This is a genomic window from Micromonospora sp. NPDC023633, from assembly GCF_040640035.1.
In the GTDB taxonomy this organism is placed as follows: Bacteria; Actinomycetota; Actinomycetes; order Mycobacteriales; family Micromonosporaceae; genus Micromonospora.
Genome location: NZ_JBFABB010000067.1, coordinates 1 through 16,597, shown reverse-complemented (window position 1 = coordinate 16,597; position 16,597 = coordinate 1). Strand labels below are relative to the sequence as shown.

20 protein-coding genes and 1 pseudogene are annotated in these 16,597 nt (G+C 75.7%); 1 reads left to right on the top strand and 20 read right to left on the bottom strand.

What is annotated here, in order from left to right:
* Window positions 1-28: 28 nt before the first annotated feature.
* The 12 genes from hisF to hisD form a co-directional block, all read right to left on the bottom strand.
* Window positions 29-796: an imidazole glycerol phosphate synthase subunit HisF gene (gene hisF / locus AB0G13_RS20945; RefSeq protein ID WP_357876562.1), complete on the bottom strand. Its 768-nt coding sequence runs from the start codon at window positions 794-796 to the stop codon at window positions 29-31.
* Window positions 797-890: 94 nt separating this feature from the next.
* A complete protein-coding gene (locus AB0G13_RS20940) occupies window positions 891-1,892 on the bottom strand; it encodes an NADP-dependent oxidoreductase (protein WP_357876560.1) in 1,002 nt (333 codons plus the stop codon).
* Window positions 1,889-2,314 (bottom strand): organic hydroperoxide resistance protein, encoded by a 426-nt coding sequence (locus tag AB0G13_RS20935; protein WP_357876598.1) that lies wholly within the window; start codon window positions 2,312-2,314, stop codon window positions 1,889-1,891. Before AB0G13_RS20935 ends, AB0G13_RS20940 begins: the two co-directional genes overlap by 4 nt.
* Window positions 2,315-2,319: 5 nt before the next feature.
* The gene (locus tag AB0G13_RS20930; RefSeq protein WP_357876558.1) at window positions 2,320-2,766 is read right to left on the bottom strand and encodes a MarR family transcriptional regulator; all 447 of its coding nucleotides are present in this window, start codon (window positions 2,764-2,766) and stop codon (window positions 2,320-2,322) included.
* 80 nt (window positions 2,767-2,846) lie between these two features.
* Window positions 2,847-3,236 (bottom strand): RidA family protein, encoded by a 390-nt coding sequence (locus AB0G13_RS20925; protein ID WP_357876556.1) that lies wholly within the window; start codon window positions 3,234-3,236, stop codon window positions 2,847-2,849.
* Complete coding sequence (priA, locus tag AB0G13_RS20920; protein ID WP_357876554.1) at window positions 3,233-3,958, bottom strand: bifunctional 1-(5-phosphoribosyl)-5-((5-phosphoribosylamino)methylideneamino)imidazole-4-carboxamide isomerase/phosphoribosylanthranilate isomerase PriA; 726 nt, start codon at window positions 3,956-3,958, stop codon at window positions 3,233-3,235. Before priA ends, AB0G13_RS20925 begins: the two co-directional genes overlap by 4 nt.
* 17 nt (window positions 3,959-3,975) lie before the next feature.
* Complete coding sequence (locus AB0G13_RS20915) at window positions 3,976-4,299, bottom strand: hypothetical protein (protein ID WP_357876552.1); 324 nt, start codon at window positions 4,297-4,299, stop codon at window positions 3,976-3,978.
* A gap of 60 nt (window positions 4,300-4,359) precedes the next feature.
* The gene (gene hisH / locus AB0G13_RS20910; protein ID WP_357876550.1) at window positions 4,360-4,992 is read right to left on the bottom strand and encodes an imidazole glycerol phosphate synthase subunit HisH; all 633 of its coding nucleotides are present in this window, start codon (window positions 4,990-4,992) and stop codon (window positions 4,360-4,362) included.
* A gap of 55 nt (window positions 4,993-5,047) precedes the next feature.
* The gene (locus AB0G13_RS20905; protein ID WP_357876548.1) at window positions 5,048-5,221 is read right to left on the bottom strand and encodes a hypothetical protein; all 174 of its coding nucleotides are present in this window, start codon (window positions 5,219-5,221) and stop codon (window positions 5,048-5,050) included.
* Between the two features lie 55 nt (window positions 5,222-5,276).
* Window positions 5,277-5,888 carry an imidazoleglycerol-phosphate dehydratase HisB gene (hisB, locus tag AB0G13_RS20900; RefSeq protein WP_357876546.1) on the bottom strand — a complete coding sequence of 204 codons (612 nt, stop codon included), beginning with the start codon at window positions 5,886-5,888 and terminating at the stop codon, window positions 5,277-5,279.
* Between the two features lie 55 nt (window positions 5,889-5,943).
* Complete coding sequence (locus AB0G13_RS20895) at window positions 5,944-7,014, bottom strand: histidinol-phosphate transaminase (RefSeq protein WP_357876544.1); 1,071 nt, start codon at window positions 7,012-7,014, stop codon at window positions 5,944-5,946.
* A gap of 67 nt (window positions 7,015-7,081) precedes the next feature.
* Window positions 7,082-8,404, bottom strand: a complete 1,323-nt coding sequence (hisD, locus tag AB0G13_RS20890) for a histidinol dehydrogenase (RefSeq protein WP_357876542.1) — start codon at window positions 8,402-8,404, stop codon at window positions 7,082-7,084.
* Window positions 8,405-8,510: 106 nt separating this feature from the next.
* On the opposite strand from hisD, the gene AB0G13_RS20885 reads away from it, so the two are divergent.
* A complete protein-coding gene (locus AB0G13_RS20885; RefSeq protein WP_357876540.1) occupies window positions 8,511-9,215 on the top strand; it encodes an LON peptidase substrate-binding domain-containing protein in 705 nt (234 codons plus the stop codon).
* Here the strand turns inward: AB0G13_RS20885 and AB0G13_RS20880 are convergent.
* The 8 genes and pseudogenes from AB0G13_RS20880 to AB0G13_RS20845 all read right to left on the bottom strand — a co-directional run.
* On the bottom strand, window positions 9,130-9,849 hold the full coding sequence (locus AB0G13_RS20880) for a DUF2567 domain-containing protein (protein ID WP_357876596.1): 720 nt from the start codon (window positions 9,847-9,849) through the stop codon (window positions 9,130-9,132). The genes AB0G13_RS20885 and AB0G13_RS20880 overlap by 86 nt on opposite strands.
* Before the next feature lie 290 nt (window positions 9,850-10,139).
* Window positions 10,140-11,813, bottom strand: a complete 1,674-nt coding sequence (locus AB0G13_RS20875) for an AAA family ATPase (RefSeq protein WP_357876538.1) — start codon at window positions 11,811-11,813, stop codon at window positions 10,140-10,142.
* Between the two features lie 373 nt (window positions 11,814-12,186).
* Window positions 12,187-13,134, bottom strand: coding sequence for an RluA family pseudouridine synthase (locus AB0G13_RS20870; protein WP_357876536.1), 948 nt, complete (start codon window positions 13,132-13,134; stop codon window positions 12,187-12,189).
* Window positions 13,131-13,763: a signal peptidase II gene (lspA, locus tag AB0G13_RS20865; RefSeq protein ID WP_357876534.1), complete on the bottom strand. Its 633-nt coding sequence runs from the start codon at window positions 13,761-13,763 to the stop codon at window positions 13,131-13,133. The genes AB0G13_RS20870 and lspA overlap by 4 nt, the downstream gene beginning before the upstream one ends.
* Before the next feature lie 66 nt (window positions 13,764-13,829).
* Window positions 13,830-14,249: a TraR/DksA C4-type zinc finger protein gene (locus AB0G13_RS20860; RefSeq protein WP_121400566.1), complete on the bottom strand. Its 420-nt coding sequence runs from the start codon at window positions 14,247-14,249 to the stop codon at window positions 13,830-13,832.
* 222 nt (window positions 14,250-14,471) lie between these two features.
* A complete protein-coding gene (locus tag AB0G13_RS20855; protein WP_357876531.1) occupies window positions 14,472-15,971 on the bottom strand; it encodes a potassium/proton antiporter in 1,500 nt (499 codons plus the stop codon).
* A gap of 22 nt (window positions 15,972-15,993) precedes the next feature.
* Complete coding sequence (locus AB0G13_RS20850; RefSeq protein WP_357876529.1) at window positions 15,994-16,293, bottom strand: DUF167 domain-containing protein; 300 nt, start codon at window positions 16,291-16,293, stop codon at window positions 15,994-15,996.
* Window positions 16,294-16,313: 20 nt separating this feature from the next.
* A pseudogene (locus tag AB0G13_RS20845) lies at window positions 16,314-16,597 on the bottom strand (hypothetical protein); the annotation flags it as partial.

Below are 16,597 nucleotides of genomic sequence, written 5' to 3'. Positions count from 1 at the left end.
CGGCGCAGCGGGCGGATCACCCGGGCGGTCAGCGGACCGGGTGGCCGGCCCCGCGCAGCGCGTCCTTGACCTCGGCGACGGTCAGCTCGCCGAAGTGGAAGACGCTGGCGGCGAGCACCGCGTCCGCGCCGGCCCCGATCGCCGGCGGGAAGTGCGCCACCTGGCCCGCGCCGCCGCTGGCCACCACCGGCACGTCGACCACCCGGCGCACCGCGCCGATGAGTTCGAGGTCGAAACCGGCCTTGGTGCCGTCGGCGTCCATCGAGTTCAGCAGGATCTCCCCCGCGCCCAGCTCGGCGCCGCGGCGGGCCCACTCGACCGCGTCCAGCCCGGTGCCGCGCCGGCCGCCGTGGGTGGTCACCTCGAAACCGCTGGGCGTGCCGCCGCCGGGCGCGCGCCGCACGTCGAGCGAGAGCACCAGCACCTGCCGGCCGAACCGGTCGGCGATCTCGGCGATCAGCTCCGGACGGGCGATCGCGGCGGTGTTCACCCCGACCTTGTCCGCGCCGGCGCGCAGCAGGGTGTCGACGTCGGCGACCTGCCGGACGCCACCGCCGACGGTGAGCGGGATGAAGACCGACTCCGCCGTGCGGCGCACCACGTCGAGCATGGTGCCCCGGTCGCTGGAGGAGGCGGTGACGTCGAGGAAGGTCAGCTCGTCCGCGCCGGCCCGGTCGTACGCCGCCGCCAGCTCCACCGGGTCGCCGGCGTCGCGCAGGTCGAGGAAGTTGACCCCCTTGACCACCCGACCGGCGTCCACGTCGAGACACGGGATGACCCGCACCGCCACCGTCATGCCGCGAGCCTATCCTTCCCGGCGCCGGCGGTGACCGGCCGGTGAGGCCGGCCACCGCGTCTAGGGGCCCTGGCACCGGCAGCGGCGCCCTCGCTCAGACCCGGACGAGCATCTTGCCCAGGTTCTCGCCGCGCAGCAGGCCGAGGAAGGCCTCCGGGGCGTTCTCGATGCCGTCGACGACCGTCTCGTCGTACGAGACCTTCCCGTCGCGCAGCCAGCCGGCCATCTCGCGCACGAACTCGTCGCGCAGGTGGCCGTGGTCGCCGACCAGGAAGCCGCGCAGGGTGATCCGCTTGCCGATGAGCAGCGCCAGGTTGCGCGGCGCGGCCGGGGGCTCGGTGTCGTTGTACTGCGCGATCATGCCGCAGATCGCGGCCCGGCCGTGCACCTTCATCGCGGAGATCGCCGCCTCCAGGTGGTCGCCGCCGACGTTGTCGAAGTAGACGTCGACGCCACCGGGGGCGGCGGCCTTCAGCGAGTCGCGCACCGGGCCGTCGTGGTAGTCGAACGCGGCGTCGAAGCCGAGCGCCCGCAGCCGCTCGACCTTCGCCGCCGAGCCCGCGCTGCCGACCACGTGCGCCGCGCCCCTGAGCTTGGCGATCTGGCCGACCAGGCTGCCCACCGCGCCGGCGGCGGCGGAGACGAAGACGGTCTCCCCCGGCTGCATCCCGGCGACCTCCAGCAGCCCGGCGTACGCGGTCAGCCCGGTCATGCCGAGCACGCTCAGATAGGCGGTGACCGGGGCGAGGTCGGGATCGACCTTCCGGACGGCCTTCGCGTCGAGCAGCGCGTACTCACGCCAGCCGAGGCCGTGCAGCACGGTGTCGCCGGGCTGGACGCCCTCGGCCTCGCTGGCCACGACCTCGCCGACCGCCCCGCCGTCCAGCGGCGCGTCGAGCGCGAACGGCGGCACGTACGACTTGACGTCGTTCATCCGCCCCCGCATGTACGGGTCGACCGACACGTACCGGTTGCGGACCAGGACCTGACCCGGACCCGGGGTGGGCACCTCGGTCTCCACCAGCCGGAAGTTCTCGGCGGTCGGCCAGCCCTCCGGGCGGGAGGCGAGGTGGATCTCCCGGCTCCGGGCGCTCACAGCGCCTCGCGAACGGTGAGCGCCACGTCGACGTTGCCGCGGGTCGCGTTCGAGTAGGGGCAGACCTGGTGCGCCTGCGCGACCAGGTCCTCGGCGGCGGCGCGCGCGACGGCCGGGAGGTCGACCACCAGGGCGACGGTCAGCCCGAAGCCGCCGCCGCCGTTGGCGCCGATGCCCACCTCGGCCTCCACGACCGAGCCGGAGACGTCGGCCTTCGCCTTGCGGGCGACCAGGCGCAGCGCCGAGTGAAAGCAGGCGGCGTAGCCGGCCGCGAAGAGCTGCTCGGGGTTGGCGGCGCCGCCGGCGCCACCCATCTCCTTCGGCACGGCGAGCCCCAGGTCGACGGTGCCGTCGGAGGTGCGGACGTGGCCGTCCCGACCGTCCCCGGTGGCCCGGGCGGACGCGGTGTAGAGCACCTGCATGGTGGTCACTGCTCCTTCTGTCGGTGGATCGTCTCGGTGACCCGGGTGAGGGTGTCGCGCAGGGCGACCAGCTCCGCCTCGGTGAGGCCCGTGGCGCGGGCGACCCGCAGCGGCACCTCGCCCATCCGGTCGCGCAGGGCCCGCCCGTCGCCGGTCAGGCCCACCTCCACCCGCCGCTCGTCGCGCGCCGACCGGGTCCGGACGACCAGCCCCGCCGCCTCCAGCCGCTTGAGCAGCGGGGAGAGCGTGCCGGAGTCCAGCCGCAGGGCGGCGCCGAGTTCGGAGACCGTGGGGGCGTCGTCGTCGCGCTCCCAGAGCACCATCAGCACGAGGTACTGCGGATAGGTCAGGCCGAACTCGTCGAGCACGGGCCGGTAGACGTCGGTGAGGGCGCGCGACGCGGCGTAGAGCGCGAAGCACACCTGCCGGCGCAGCACCAGATCGTCGGTCACCGGGGAACCGTAACGCGCAATTAGATTGTGCACAACCTATCGGGGCGCGCGGTGACCGTCGCCACCCGCCGCGCGCGGGCTCAGCGGTCGCCGAGATACGCCTCCAGCTCCACCTCGACCAGGTGGTCCGGGTCGAGCAGGCCGGCCACCACCACCATGGTCGCCGCCGGGCGGACCGCGCCGAAGACCACGTTGTGCGCCCGGCCCACCTCGTCGGCGTACGTCCGGTCGGTGACGTACATCCGGGTCCGCACCACGTCCCCGGGCTCCGCGCCCACCTCGGCGAGCGCGTCCAGCCCGATCCGCAGGGCCTGGGCGGTCTGCGCCGCCGCGTCGCCGACGTGGGTGACCACGCCGTCCACGGTGGAGGTGCAGCCGGCCGTCCAGGCCAGGTCGCCGGCCCGGACGACCCGGCAGTAGCCGTACAGCGACTCCCACGGGCCGCCCGAGCCGAGCCGCGTGACGGTCACACCGCGGCCAGGGTTTCCAGCGCCTGCGCCACGGTGAAGGCGCCCGCGTAGAGCGCCTTGCCGGCGATCACGCCCTCCACCCCGATCGGCTCCAGGGTGGCCAGCGCCCGCAGGTCGTCCAGGGTGGAGACCCCACCGGAGGCGATCACCGGGGCGTCGGTGCGGGCGCAGACCTCGCGCAGCAGGTCCAGGTTCGGCCCGCGCATGGTGCCGTCCTTGGTGATGTCGGTGACGACGTAGCGCGCCGCGCCCGCCTTGTCCAGCCGCTCCAACACCTCGAAGAGGTCGCCGCCGTCGCGCGTCCAGCCCCGGGCCGAGAGGGTACGGCCCCGCACGTCCAGCCCGATCGCCACCCGGTCGCCGAACTCCCCGCACACCCGGTCGCACCAGACGGGATCCTCCAGCGCGGCGGTGCCGATGTTCACCCGGGCGGCCCCGGTGCCGAGCGCCGCCCGCAACGACTCGTCGTCGCGGATGCCGCCGGACAGCTCCACCTTCACGTCGAGCTGCCGCACCACCTCGGCCAGCAGGTGCGCGTTGGAACCGCGGCCGAACGCGGCGTCGAGGTCGACCAGGTGGATCCACTCGGCGCCGTCCCGCTGCCAGGCCAGCGCGGCCTCCAACGGGTCGCCGTACGTCGTCTCGCTGCCGGCGGCGCCCTGCACGAGTCGGACGGCCTGGCCGTCGGCGACGTCCACGGCGGGCAACAGGGTGAGGCTCACGGTATTTCTCCTCGAAGTCAGGTGCGACGGTCCAGGGCGATCACCACGATCGCCGGCAGTACGAGCAGCAACAGCACGATCAGCGCGATCCGCAGCGCGAGATCGTCGACGAACGACCAGATCAGGACCATCGCCACCAGGGTCAGCAGCACGATGGCGGCCCGCTCGCCGCGGCTGTGCCGGGGCAGCCGGCCCGTCCGCCCCCGGCGCAGCGACGGCGTCATCCGGCGGACCAGCGCCCGCCGCCGCGACCGTCGGGCCGCCCGCCGCTCGCGGACGACCCGTTCCCGGGCTGCCTCGGCCTCCCGGGCCGCCCGGCGCCGGGCGCGCTCCTTGCTCACGACGTGCCCCGCCGACGGCCGGGGGCGGGCCGGAGCGGACCCGCCCCGCCGGACAGGCGCTCAGTCACCGGTGGGGAGCGTGGCGAGCCAGTTGCGCAGCAGCGCGGCACCGGTGTCGGCGGACTTCTCCGGGTGGAACTGCGCGGCGCAGAGCGAACCCCGCTCCACGGCCGCCACGAAGTCCGTCTCGTGGTGGGCGGTGGTGACCGTGGCGCCGACCTCCGCCAGCGCGCCCGGCTCCCCGACCCCGTACGAGTGCACGAAGTAGAACCGGCTGTCGGCGGGCAGGCCGGCGAAGAGCACCGACCCCGCCGGCGCCGCGACCGTGTTCCAGCCCATGTGCGGCAGCCGGGCGGCGGCCAGCCTGGTCACCCCGCCGGGGAGCAGCCCGAGCCCCTTGGTCACCACGCCGTGCTCGTCGCCGTGCTCGAAGAGCACCTGCATGCCCACGCAGATGCCCAGCACCGGGCGGCCGGCCTCGACGCGCTCGGCGATCACCGGGCCGGCGCCGAGGGCCTCGATCCCTGCCATGCAGGCGGCGAACGCGCCCACGCCCGGCACCACCAGGCCGTCGGCCTCGGCGGCGGCGGTCAGGTCGTCGGTCACCGTCACGTCCGCGCCCGCGCGGGCCAGGGCCCGCTCGGCCGAGCGCAGGTTGCCCGACCCGTAGTCGAGCACCACCACGCGGCTCATGCCGTCACCACCCTCCGGTCGGCGGCGCCGCGACGCCGCTGCCCGCTCCGCCCGCTCACGCGCCCTCCCCCGGCAGCAGCCAGAGCACGCCGGCGGCCGTGGCCAGGACGGCGAGCAGCGCGGTGACGACCACCGCGCCGCGCGGGGCGCCCTGCCTGTGCAGCGACCACGCCCCGCCGACCAGCACGCCGGCCAGGATCAGCAGCAACGACGGCAGCACCCCGCCCATCAGATCCGCCTTCCGTTCGCGACTGCGGGACTCCGCTGCGCTGCGTTCCTCACGCTCACAGGGCCCCCTTCGTGCTGGGGATGGCGCCCGCCGCGCGGGGGTCGATCGCCGTGGCCTCGCGCAGCGCGCGGGAGACGGCCTTGAACTGGGCCTCCACCACGTGGTGCGCGTCCGGGTGGCCGCCGGGGCGGGCCGCCCGCAGCACGTCCACGTGCAGGGTGATCCGGGCCGCCTGGCCGAAGGACTCCCAGATGTGCCGGGTCATGCTGGTCGGGTAGACCGGCCCGATGTACGGCGCGAGCGCCGGCTCGTCGTGCACCACGTACGGGCGACCGGAGAGGTCGACCGCGGCCCGGACGAGGACCTCGTCCATCGGGACGGTGGCCGAGCCGTACCGCCGGATGCCGGCCTTGTCCCCCAGCGCCTGGTCGAACGCGGCGCCCAGGGCGAGCGCGGTGTCCTCCATCGTGTGGTGGGCGTCGATCTCCAGGTCGCCCACGGTGCGCACGGTCAGGTCGAAGCCGCCGTGCCGGGCGATCTGGTGCAGCATGTGGTCGTAGAAGCCGACCCCGGTGCCGATCTCGGCCCGGCCCGCGCCGTCGAGGTCGATCTCGACGAGGACCTTCGTCTCCTTGGTGATCCGCTCCACCCGGGCGGTCCGGCTCATTGCTTGCCTTTCGGTCGCGACTGCGGGGCTCGCAAGCTCACTTCTCACGCTCCCACTAGATCTTCTCCATGGCGGCGAGGAAGGCGTCGGTCTCGGCGGGGGTGCCGGCGGTGACCCGCAGCCAGCCCGGCAGGCCGACGTCGCGGACCAGCACGCCGGCGTCGAGCAGGGTGCGCCAGGCGGCGGCCTGGTCGCCCCCGACCTCGAACAGCACGAAGTTGGCGTCGCTGTCGGCCACCCGCAGCCCCCGGTCGCGCAGCCGCGCCACGATGCGGTCACGCTGCTCGGAGATCGCCGCCACCGTGCCGAGCAGGGCGTCGCGGTGTGCCAGCGCCGCCCGGGCCGCGGCCTGGGTGAGCGCCGAGAGGTGGTACGGCAGCCGGACCAGCTGCACCGCCGCCACCACCGCCGGGTCGGCGGCCAGGTAGCCGAGCCGGCCACCGGCGAAGCCGAACGCCTTGCTCATCGTCCGGGTCACCACCAGCCGCGGATGCCCGGGCAGCACCGCCAGCGCGCTGACCGTGCCGGGGCGGGCGAACTCGGCGTACGCCTCGTCGACGACCACCATGCCCGGCGCGGCGTCCAGCACCGCGGCGACCACCGCCGGGTCGAGGGCGGTGCCGGTGGGGTTGTTCGGTGAGCAGAGGAAGACCACGTCCGGGGCGTGCTCGCGCACCTGCGCGGCCGCCTCGTCGGCGGTCAGCCCGTAGTCGACGCCGCGGCGGGCCGGCACCCACCGGGTGCCGGTGCCGAGCGCCAGCAGCGGGTGCATCGAGTACGCGGGGGTGAAGCCGAGCGCGCTGCGCCCCGGCCCGCCGAACGCCTGGAGCAGCTGCTGCTGGATCTCGTTGGAGCCGTTCGCCGCCCACACGTGGTCGACGGTGAGCCCGTGGCCGAGATAGCCGGCCAGGTCGGCGCGCAGCGCCACGGCGTCGCGGTCCGGGTAGCGGTTGAGGTCGCGCAGCTCCGCCGCGAGGGCCTTGCCGATCGCGTCCACCACCGGCTCGGGCACCGGGTAGGAGTTCTCGTTGGTGTTCAGCCGCACGGGCACGTCGAGCTGCGGCGCCCCGTACGGCGACAGCCCGCGCAGGTCGTCGCGGATCGGCAGGTCGTCGAGCCCGCTCACGCCGCCACCCCGCTCCGTCCGGTGACGGCCCCGGGCCGTCGAGGGTCGAGCCTGCCGCTGCGCCCGCTCACCCCAGCTCCCCCGGGAAGCGCACCTGGACCGCCCGGCCGTGCGCCGGCAGGTCCTCCACGGTGGCCAGGGTGACCACGTGCGGGGCCACCTCGCGCAGCGCCTGCTCGGAGTAGTCGACCAGGTGGATGCCGCGCAGGAAGGACTGCACCGACAGCCCGGACGAGTGTCGGGCGCAGCCTCCGGTGGGCAGCACGTGGTTGGAGCCGGCGCAGTAGTCGCCGAGGGACACCGGCGACCAGGCGCCGACGAAGATCGCCCCGGCGTTGCGCACCCGCAGCGCCCACTCGCGGGCGTCCCGGGTCTGGATCTCCAGGTGCTCGGCCGCGTACGCGTCGACCACCCGCAGCCCGGCGTCGAGGTCGTCGACCAGGACGACGCCGCTCTGCTCGCCGGTGAGCGCGGTGGTGACCCGCTCGGCGTGCCTGGTGGCCGGCACCTGCCGGGCCAGCTCCCGCTCGACGGCCTCGACCAGCTCGACCGAGGGGGTCACCAGCACGCTGGCCGCGAGGGGGTCGTGCTCGGCCTGGCTGACCAGGTCGGCCGCGACGTGCGCCGGGTCGGCGGTGTCGTCGGCCAGGATCGCGATCTCGGTCGGGCCGGCCTCGGCGTCGATGCCGACGACGCCGCGCAGCAGCCGCTTGGCGGCGGTGACCCAGATGTTGCCCGGGCCGGTGATCATGTCGACCGGGTCGCAGTGGGCCGCGCCCTCGGCGTCGACCGCCGCGCCGTACGCGAGCATCGCCACGGCCTGGGCGCCGCCGACGGCGTAGACCTCGTCGACGCCGAGCAGGGCGCAGGCGGCGAGTACCCGGGGGTCGGGCAGCCCGCCGTTGTCCTTCTGCGGCGGGCTCGCCACGACCAGCGAGCGCACCCCGGCCGCCTGGGCCGGCACCACGTTCATCACCACGGTCGACGGGTACATCGCCAGGCCGCCGGGGACGTAGAGGCCGACCCGGTCGACCGGCACCCAGCGCTCGGTCACCGTGCCGCCCGGCACCACCTGGGTGGTGTGGTCGGTGCGGCGCTGGTCGGCGTGCACCTTCCGGGCCCGGGTGATCGACTCCAGCAGCGCGGCGCGCACCTCGGGGTCGAGGGCGCCCTCCGCCTCGGCGATCGCCTCGGCGGGCACCCGCAGCACCTCGGGCGAGACCCCGTCGAACCGCTCACTGGCCTCCCGGATCGCCGGGTAACCATGCTCCCGGACCGCCTCCACGAGGGGGCGGATCCGCTCGACGGCCACGGAGACGTCGAGTTGGGCACGGGGCAGCAGGCGGCGCGGGTCACGGACGCCGCCGCGCAGGTCGATCCGGTTCAACACCCTTGCGAGTCTAGGCGGCCCGCCCGGACGGCGACCGGCGCCGCCCGTACGCCGGGACGGTGAGCCGGGACACGCCGCCGCGCCGGGATCGGGCTACGCTCGACGCGTGACTGCGCGGCTGCCGGTGTTTCCGCTCGGAACGGTCCTCTTTCCCGGTCTGGTGCTACCGCTGCACATATTCGAGGAGCGCTACCGCGCCCTGGTCCGGCACCTGGTCGCGCTGCCCGAGGAGGCCCCGCGCGAGTTCGGCGTGGTGGCCATCCGGGCCGGCTGGGAGGTCGCCCCCACCGGGCCGGACGGCCGGCCGCTGCCCGGCGGCGGCGACGTCACCCTGCACGAGGTGGGCTGCACCGCCGAGCTGCGGCAGGTCACCGAGCGCCCCGACGGTGGCTTCGACATCGTCACGGTGGGCAAGCGCAGGTTCCGCATCGCCGACGTCGACCGTGACGCCGAGCCCTACCTCACCGCCGACGTGGAGTGGCTGCCCGAGCCGGGCGGGCCCGACGAGGTCGCCGACCTGCTCGCCGCCCGGGTGATCTCGGTCTTCCGGCAGTACCTGGGCCTCATCCGCGCCGACCCGGAGCAGCTCTCCGAGCAGCTGCCGGAGGACCCGACGGTGCTGTCGCACCTGGTGGCCGCCACGGCCGTGCTGACCGTGGCCGACCGGCAGCGGCTGCTCGCCATCGACGACACCGCCGCCCGACTCCGCGCCGAGCTGCGCCTGCTCAACCGCGAGGCGGCGCTGCTGCGCCAGGTGCGGGCGGTTCCGGTGCCGCTGGCGGAGCTGGCGTCCCCGCCGACTCCCAACTGAGCCCGGGTGCGCCGGGCTCGCGCTCCGGGCGCAGCGAGGGCCAGCGGGACCAGCCGGCCAGCAGGGTGTACGTCACGGCCGCGCCGAACGCGGGCAGCAGCAGGTTGCCGTGCGGCACCGGCAGCACGCCGAGCAGCCACTCGATCCCGCCGGCCCGCAGGTCGGCCGGCTTGTCGAAGGCCTGGCCGACCGGCGCGCTCTCCAGCAGTCGCTCGTAGCCGGCCAGCCCCACCCGCCGGCCGACCTGCCAGGCGACCAGCGCCGCGCCGAAGGCGCCGAACACGGCGGCGAGCAGGCCGACCGGCCCCCGTACCCGGCGCAGCAGGAACCACAGCGCGAGCGCGGCGAGCACCCCGAAGCCCAGCCCCAGCAGGCTGAACCAGCCGTCGGCGGCGACCGGCTGCTCCGGCTGCGGTTCGGCGTAGATCGCCCCGTCGGCGACCTTGAGCACCGGCGTGTCCGGCGCGAGCGCGGCCCAGAGCAGCCCGAGCGGCACCCCGAGCACGCCCGACGCGAGCACCGCCAGCAGGGCGAGCCGCACCGCCCGCCCGCGCGGCAGGTCCGGCTCCGCCGGCGGCGCGAGCGGGTAGCCGACGGCGTACTCCAGGCCGGTCCCGCCGGGTACGTACTCCACCGCCGCACCGTACGGCGGGACGCCGGTCGTGGCGCCCTGCGGCGGGCCGTTGGTCGTGGCACCGTGCGGCGGGCCGTTGGTCGTGGCGTCGTACGGCGGAACGGGCTCCCGGGCGGCGTGCGGGTCGGCGGGGCCGACGCGGGCCGGCGGGTCGGGTTCCGGCCAGGCGGCCGGCGCCCCCGGCTCGTCGGGCCGGCGGCCTGGCCGGTCGGGTTCGGGGGTGTCCGCACTCACCCGGTGATCCTCTCAGGCCCGCGGGCGGCGTGGGTGGCCGGTGGCGGCACGCCCGCTCACCGGGCGAACGGCTCCAGCATCACCGCGGCGGCCTTCAGCCACGCCTGCCGGGTCTCCTGCTGGAGCTGGTGGTACTCGATCGAGGAGCCCGTCTCCAGCGCCGGGTCGTACGGCACCACGGCGACGGCCCGGGTGCGGGTGGCGAAGTGCCGTTCCAGGTCGCCCTGCAACGGCGAGCGGCCCGGCGTGGGGCAGGAGATCAGGGTGACCGCGTTGTCGGCCAGCTCCCCCATTCCCACCTCGTGCAGCAGGTCGAGCATCCAGTCGGCGCTGAACGCGGCGTCCTCACGCGGCACGGTGGTCACCACGAGCTGGTCCGCCGCCTGCATGACGGTGCGCCAGTTGGCGCTCTCCACGTTGTTGCCGGTGTCCACGCAGACCACGTCGTGGGTGCGCCGCAGCAGCTCCAGCACCCGCCGGACGGTGAACTGGTCGAGCCGCTGGGCGAACCGCGGGCTCTCCTCGCCGGCCAGCACGTCGTACGAGCCGTCGGAGGCGTGCCGCAGGTAGTCGTCCAGGTGCTCCAGCAGCTCGGGCCCCTCCTTGATCTCGACGTGGGCGAGATCGCCGACCAGGTGCCGGATGGTCCGGGCGTGCCGGGCGCTGCCGGCGCGCAGCCCCAGCGTGCCCCGCAGCTCGTTGTCGTCCCAGGCGAGCACGCCCCGCCCGCGTACGCTGCCCACGGTCGCCGCGGCCAGCACGGTGGCGGTGGTCTTGTGCACGCCGCCCTTCGGGTTGGCGAACGCGAGCACCCGGGGGGTGCCCAGGTCACGCCGGAGCACCCCGACGGCGCGCTCCAGCTCGTTCTCCGCGCCGCGCGGGCGCCACTCGACGCGCGCCGGATAGCCCCGCTCGGCGGCCACCGGCGCGGCGGGTGGCGGCACGGCGGCCACCGCCGCGGCGGGTGGTGGTGGCGCGACGGGCGGGGCCGGCGGGGGTGGCGCCTGGTGGGCGCGTCGGGAGCGGTAGCCGTTGTCGAGCACCGCGTAGCGGGACTCGACCGGGGGCGGCTCGTGCGGGTAGCCGTTGTCCAGCACCGCGTAGCGCGACTCGACCGGCCCAGTGCCGCGGCGCGGCTCGGACTCGATGCGGGGCGGCGAGGGCTGGGCCGGCACCCGGTACGCCGGCTCGGCCGGATATTCCTGATCGGCCCGGTAGGACGGCTCGACCGGATCCGACCGGTAGGTGGGCTCGATCGGATCGGCCCGGTAGGACGGCTCGACCGGATCCGACCGGTAGGACGGCTCGACCGGATCCGACCGGTAGGTGGGCTCGATCGGGGCGGCGCGGTAGGCGGGCTCGGGCGGGTACTCCGGCTCCACCCGGTAGGCGGGCTCGGCCGGGTCCACCCGGTAGGCCGGCTCCACCCGGTAGGTGGCCTCGGCCCGGTAACCGGCGTCGACCGGGCGACCGTACTCCGCGCCGTAGGGCGGTGGGCCGGGCTCCGGCACGTACGGCTCGGGGGCCCGCCCGATGGCCGGCACCCGCGCGGCGTAGCCGTTGCCCGACGAGCGGCGGGGCAGCGGCTCCGGTGGGAGGGGCGGCGGATCGGCGTGCCGGTCGGCCTCGGCCTGCTCGGCCGTGCGGCCGTGCCGGGCCCGGTCGAGCAGCGCCCGCCACCGCGGTGCTGGTTCGGCCGGCCGCCCCCAGCCGGTCTCGCTGCCCTCCACGGCTCGCCCTCCCAGCGCCATCGATGCCCGTCTGACAGGCTACGAACGAAACCCTATTCGGACCACACCCGTCTACGCACCTTCGGTTCTTCCTCCCGTCGCGGCACAGGCCCCGGTGTGCCGCCGCCGCCGGCGTCTGCCGAGGTCGACAGGGTCAGCGGACGCGGCCCGCCGGGCGGCGGCCCGGCTGACCCCCGTGACGCGTCCGTCACGCCCGGTGCGGGTTCCGACGTTTCGCCCACCGCCGGGATCGGCGACGGGGCGACAGCCGGCCCCCGTCGGGCGGCCGCCGGGGGCCGGTCCCGGGGCGCGGCCCCCCGTCGGGCGGCGGGCGGGGGTGCCCCTCGTCGGACCGTCACGGGCGGGACGACGCTCAGTCGCGGAGGATCTCGAGCGCACGGTCCAGGTCGTCAGGGTAGTCGCTGACGAAGCGCACCTCGTCCCCCGTGCGGGGGTGCAGGAAGCTCAACGACCGGGCGTGCAGCCACTGCCGGGTCAGGCCCAGCCGGGCGGACAGCGTCGGGTCCGCGCCGTAGGTGAGGTCGCCCACGCACGGATGCCGCAGCGTGGAGAAGTGCACCCGGATCTGGTGGGTCCGCCCGGTCTCCAGCCGGACGTCCACCAGGCTCGCGGCCGGGAACGCCTCCACCGTGTCGTAGTGGGTGATGCTCGGCTTGCCGCCGGAGACCACCGCCCAGCGGTAGTCGTGGGTGGGGTGCCGGTCGATCGGGGCGTCGATGGTGCCCCGCAGCGGGTCGAGGTGCCCCTGCACCACCGCGTGGTAGCGCTTCTCCACCTCGCGGTACTTGAACGCCCGCTTCAACGCGGTGTAGGCCTGCTCGCTCTTGGCCACCACCATGATGCCCGTGGTGCCCACGTCGAGCCGGTGCACCACGCCCTGCCGCTCGGCGGCGCCGCTTGTCGAGATGCGGTGCCCGATGGCGGCCAGCGCGCCGATCACCGTCGGGCCGGTCCAGCCGGGGCTCGGGTGGGCCGCGACGCCGACCGGCTTGTCCACCACCACGATGTCGTCGTCGGCGTACACCACCCGCAGCCCGGGCACCGCCTGCGGCACCACGGTCGGCGGGGCGACGGGCGCGGGCAGGGTCACCTCCAGCCACGAGCCAGCCTTCACCCGGTGGGAGTTGGGCCGGGCGGCCCCGTCGACCAGCGCGTCGCCGGCGTCGACCAGGGCCGCGGCGGCGGTGCGGGACAGCCCGAACAGCCGCGACACGGCCTGGTCGAGCCGCATGCCGTCGAGGCCGTCGGGAACGGGCAGGGAACGGTGGTCGCCGCCGGCGGCGGCGAAGGCGGCGGTCATGCCCGCTCCCGCTGTCCGGCGTCGGCCCGCGCCGGCTCGTCGGTGGCCGCGCCGTGACCGATCCGGCTGCCGTCGCGCTGCCGGCCGGTCAGCTCCAGCAGGAGGGCGAGCAGCACGCCGCAGACCAGGGCGCTGTCGGCCAGGTTGAACACCGGAAAGACCCGGCCGTACGGTGCGAAGACGCTGACCATGTCCACCACGTGCCCCACGAACCAGCCCGGGGCGCGGAAGACCCGGTCGACGAAGTTGCCCAGCGCCCCGCCCAGCACCAGGCCCAGCGAGATCCCCCACGGCAGCGAGCGCAGGCGCAGCGCCATCCAGACGATCCAACCGACCACCCCGAGGGTGATCAGCGGGAAGACCCAGGTGTAGTCGGCGCCGATGCTCCACGCCGCGCCGCTGTTGCGGGTGAGGCTGAGGTAGACCGCACCGCCGAGCAGCCGGACCGGCTCCCGGTCCTCCAGCGCCCCCAGGGCGAGGTGCTTGGTGGCCGCGTCGGCGGCGAGCACGGTCAGCGCGATGCCGAACAGGGTGACGACGGCCCGGCGGAGGGGCGTGCCGGCCCTCGGCTCGGCGCTGCCGGTACCCGGCTCAGCGCTGCCGGGCCCGGCGGGCGGTGCTTCGGACATCTGCTCCCCATCGACGCTCGCGGCGACGCTCGCGCGCCGCCTCCCATGGCCGCCGGGGAGCGGGCCTCAGCGCCGCTCCTCCAGCTGCTTGCACGTCACGCAGAGGGTGGCCGACGGGAAGGCGGCGAGCCGCTCCACCGGGATGGGGTTGCCGCACCGCTCGCACCAGCCGTAGCCACCCTCGTCGAGCCGCTCCAGCGCCCGCTCGACCTGCGTGATCCGTTCCAGGATGCTGTTGGCGAGAGAGATCTCCTGCTCACGCTCGAACGTCTTGGTCCCGGTGTCGGCCTGGTCGTCCCCGGCCGAGTCGGTCAGCCGGTCGCGCTGCAGCTCGGTGATCTCGCTCAGCGTCCGATCGTACTCGGCGCGCAACTCGTCACGCCGCGCCGCCAGGGCCGCCCGGATCTTCTCGGTCTCCGCAGCGCTGCGGGTGGCCTTCGCCACCGGCTTCCGGCCGGCGGTCCTGGTGTCGGCTGGCTTCGCCATCGTCGCTCCCTCGGCCGCGGAACCGCGGCGGTCCGCGGCACCTGGACAGGGGCCGCCGGCATCGGCGCCCCCAGGTACAAAAGGGGCGCGCGGCGACAGGGCCGCGCACTCCGGAGGTTCGCAAGAATACGGAACGTACAGGCGCACGACAACGTGCCGCACCGACGCACCGACGTTCGGCCCCTAGTCATCCCTAACCGGGGCAAAAGGAACGCTAGCAGATCACGCGTCCGGGCCCTGGCCGTACTCGCCAAACCAGCGGGCCAGCCGGCCCCGTCGACTGACCGCCCGCAGCCGCCGCTCCGTCTCGTCGCGCACCCCGGCGGTGGCCACGATCAACATGCTGTCGCCGGTCTTGAGCCGGAAGTCCGGGCCGGGCACGACGCCCGCCCCGTCGCGCAGCACCAGCGTCACCGAGGCGCCCAGCGGCAGCCGCAACTCGTCGACGTGCACCCCGGCCAGCCGCGAGCCGGACGGCACCTCCAGCTGGAGCAGGTCCGCGCCCATCCGCTCCAGCGGCGCCGTCTCCACCCGGATCTCGGTGGGCTCGGCCGGCGCGGTCACCCGCAGCCGGCGGGCCACCGGACCCAGCGTCCCGGTCTGCAGCAGCGTGAAGATCACCACCAGTACGAAGACCGAGTCGAAGAGCCGGTCGGCGCCGGGCACCCGCTGCGACAGCGGGATGGTGGCGAGCACGATCGGCACCGCCCCGCGCAGCCCCGCCCAGGACAGGAACGCCTGCTCGCGCAGGTCGAACCGGAACGGCAGCGCGGACGCCGCCACCGACAGCGGCCGGGCCAGCAGCACCAGCGCCAGCCCGGCGACCACGGCCGGCAGCACCGCCGAGCCCAGCCGGCCCGGCGAGACGAGCAGCCCGAGCAGCACGAAGAGCCCGATCTGGGCCAGCCACGCGAGGCCGTCGGCGAAGCCGAGGATCGCCTGCCGGTGCGGCAGCCGGGCGTTGCCGAGGATCACCCCCGCCACGTAGACGGCGAGGAAACCCGAGGCGTGCAGCACCGCGCCGGCCGCGTAGGCGAACACCGTCAGCCCGACCGCCGCGATCGGGTAGAGCCCCGCCGACGGCAGCGCCGCCCGGCGCAGCGCCCACCGCCCGCCCACGCCGGCCGCGAAGCCGACCGCCGCCCCGGCGCCCAGCTCGTAGCTCACCAGGGAGACCTCGTACCACCAGGGGTGGGTGATCGCCTCCCGGGACAGCAGCACCACCAGCAGCACGACCGGGGCGTCGTTCATCCCCGACTCCGCCTCCAGGGTGGCCACCAGGCGCGGCGGCAGCCGCAGCCGGCGCAGCGTGGCGAAGACCGCCGCCGCGTCGGTGGAGGAGAGCACCGCGCCGTAGAGCAGGGCCAGTCGCCAGTCCAGGCCCAGCAGCAGGTGCACGACGAGGCCGACGACCAGGATGCTGACCACCACGCCGACCGTGGAGAGCAGGGCGGCCAGCCCGAGCACCGGCCGCAGGGTGCTCCACCGGGCGGTCAGCCCGCCCTCGGCGATGATCACGATGAGCGCGCAGAAGCCCAGGGTCCGGGTCAGCTCGACGTCGTCGAAGCGGATGCCCAGCCCCGCCTCCCCGATCGCCACCCCGAGGGCCAGGTAGACCAGGAGGCTCGGCACGCCGAGCCGGGTCGAGAGACGGACGGCGCCGACCGCGACCAGCAGGACACCCGCGCCGAGCAGGAGCGCGAGATCCAGCCCCGGCGTCACCGCCGCCCGGCCCCGGCGTCGGTCACCCGGCGGCCCCGTCGCGCAGCCGGCGCAGTGCCTCCGCCAGCTCCGGGGCGGGGCCCTCGACCAGGAAGAGCTTGTCGCGGCTGGCCGCGCCGGCCCGCAACGACACCACGCCCGGCCGTACGCCCAGCGCGCCGGCCAGGGCTCGCCGGGCCGCCTCGGTGGCCCGGCCGTCCACGGCCGGGGCGTTCACCGCGATCACGAGGGCCGGCCCGTGCGGCCCGTCGAAGCGGCCGCCGACGCGGGCCCGGGCGGAGCCGGGCTTCACCCGGACCGCGACGGTCAGCGTGACGTCCATCAGGGAACCTGTCCCGCCGCTCAGATCCGACCGGCGTCGGCGGCCAGGGCGGTGTCGGGCGCGCAGCGGGCGCACGGGGTGAAGCCGAGGTCGACAGCCTCGGCGACCGGCAGCGGCTCGTGCTCCCGGCCCGCGAGGTAGGCGCAGTCGGCCAGGTGGTAGCGGGGCCGCCCGTCGACCACCCGCACCTCGGCGTCGAGGCGGGCCACCCGGGCGGCCTCGACCGGCGTGACGTCCTGCGCGGGCGGCTCGTCGTCGTACGGCACGGCGGGGCCGGCCCCGGGCGCGGCCGCCGGGACGGCGC

Coding starts and splice junctions, on each gene's coding strand:
- hisH (WP_357876550.1), bottom strand. CDS start 4,992: ATGAGCCGCGTGGTGGTGCTCGACTACGGGTCGGGCAACCTGCGCTCG.
- AB0G13_RS20860 (WP_121400566.1), bottom strand. CDS start 14,249: ATGGCGAAGCCAGCCGACACCAGGACCGCCGGCCGGAAGCCGGTGGCG.
- hisB (WP_357876546.1), bottom strand. CDS start 5,888: ATGAGCCGGACCGCCCGGGTGGAGCGGATCACCAAGGAGACGAAGGTC.
- lspA (WP_357876534.1), bottom strand. CDS start 13,763: ATGTCCGAAGCACCGCCCGCCGGGCCCGGCAGCGCTGAGCCGGGTACC.
- AB0G13_RS20935 (WP_357876598.1), bottom strand. CDS start 2,314: ATGCAGGTGCTCTACACCGCGTCCGCCCGGGCCACCGGGGACGGTCGG.
- hisF (WP_357876562.1), bottom strand. CDS start 796: ATGACGGTGGCGGTGCGGGTCATCCCGTGTCTCGACGTGGACGCCGGT.
- AB0G13_RS20905 (WP_357876548.1), bottom strand. CDS start 5,221: ATGGGCGGGGTGCTGCCGTCGTTGCTGCTGATCCTGGCCGGCGTGCTG.
- AB0G13_RS20870 (WP_357876536.1), bottom strand. CDS start 13,134: ATGACCGCCGCCTTCGCCGCCGCCGGCGGCGACCACCGTTCCCTGCCC.
- AB0G13_RS20850 (WP_357876529.1), bottom strand. CDS start 16,293: ATGGACGTCACGCTGACCGTCGCGGTCCGGGTGAAGCCCGGCTCCGCC.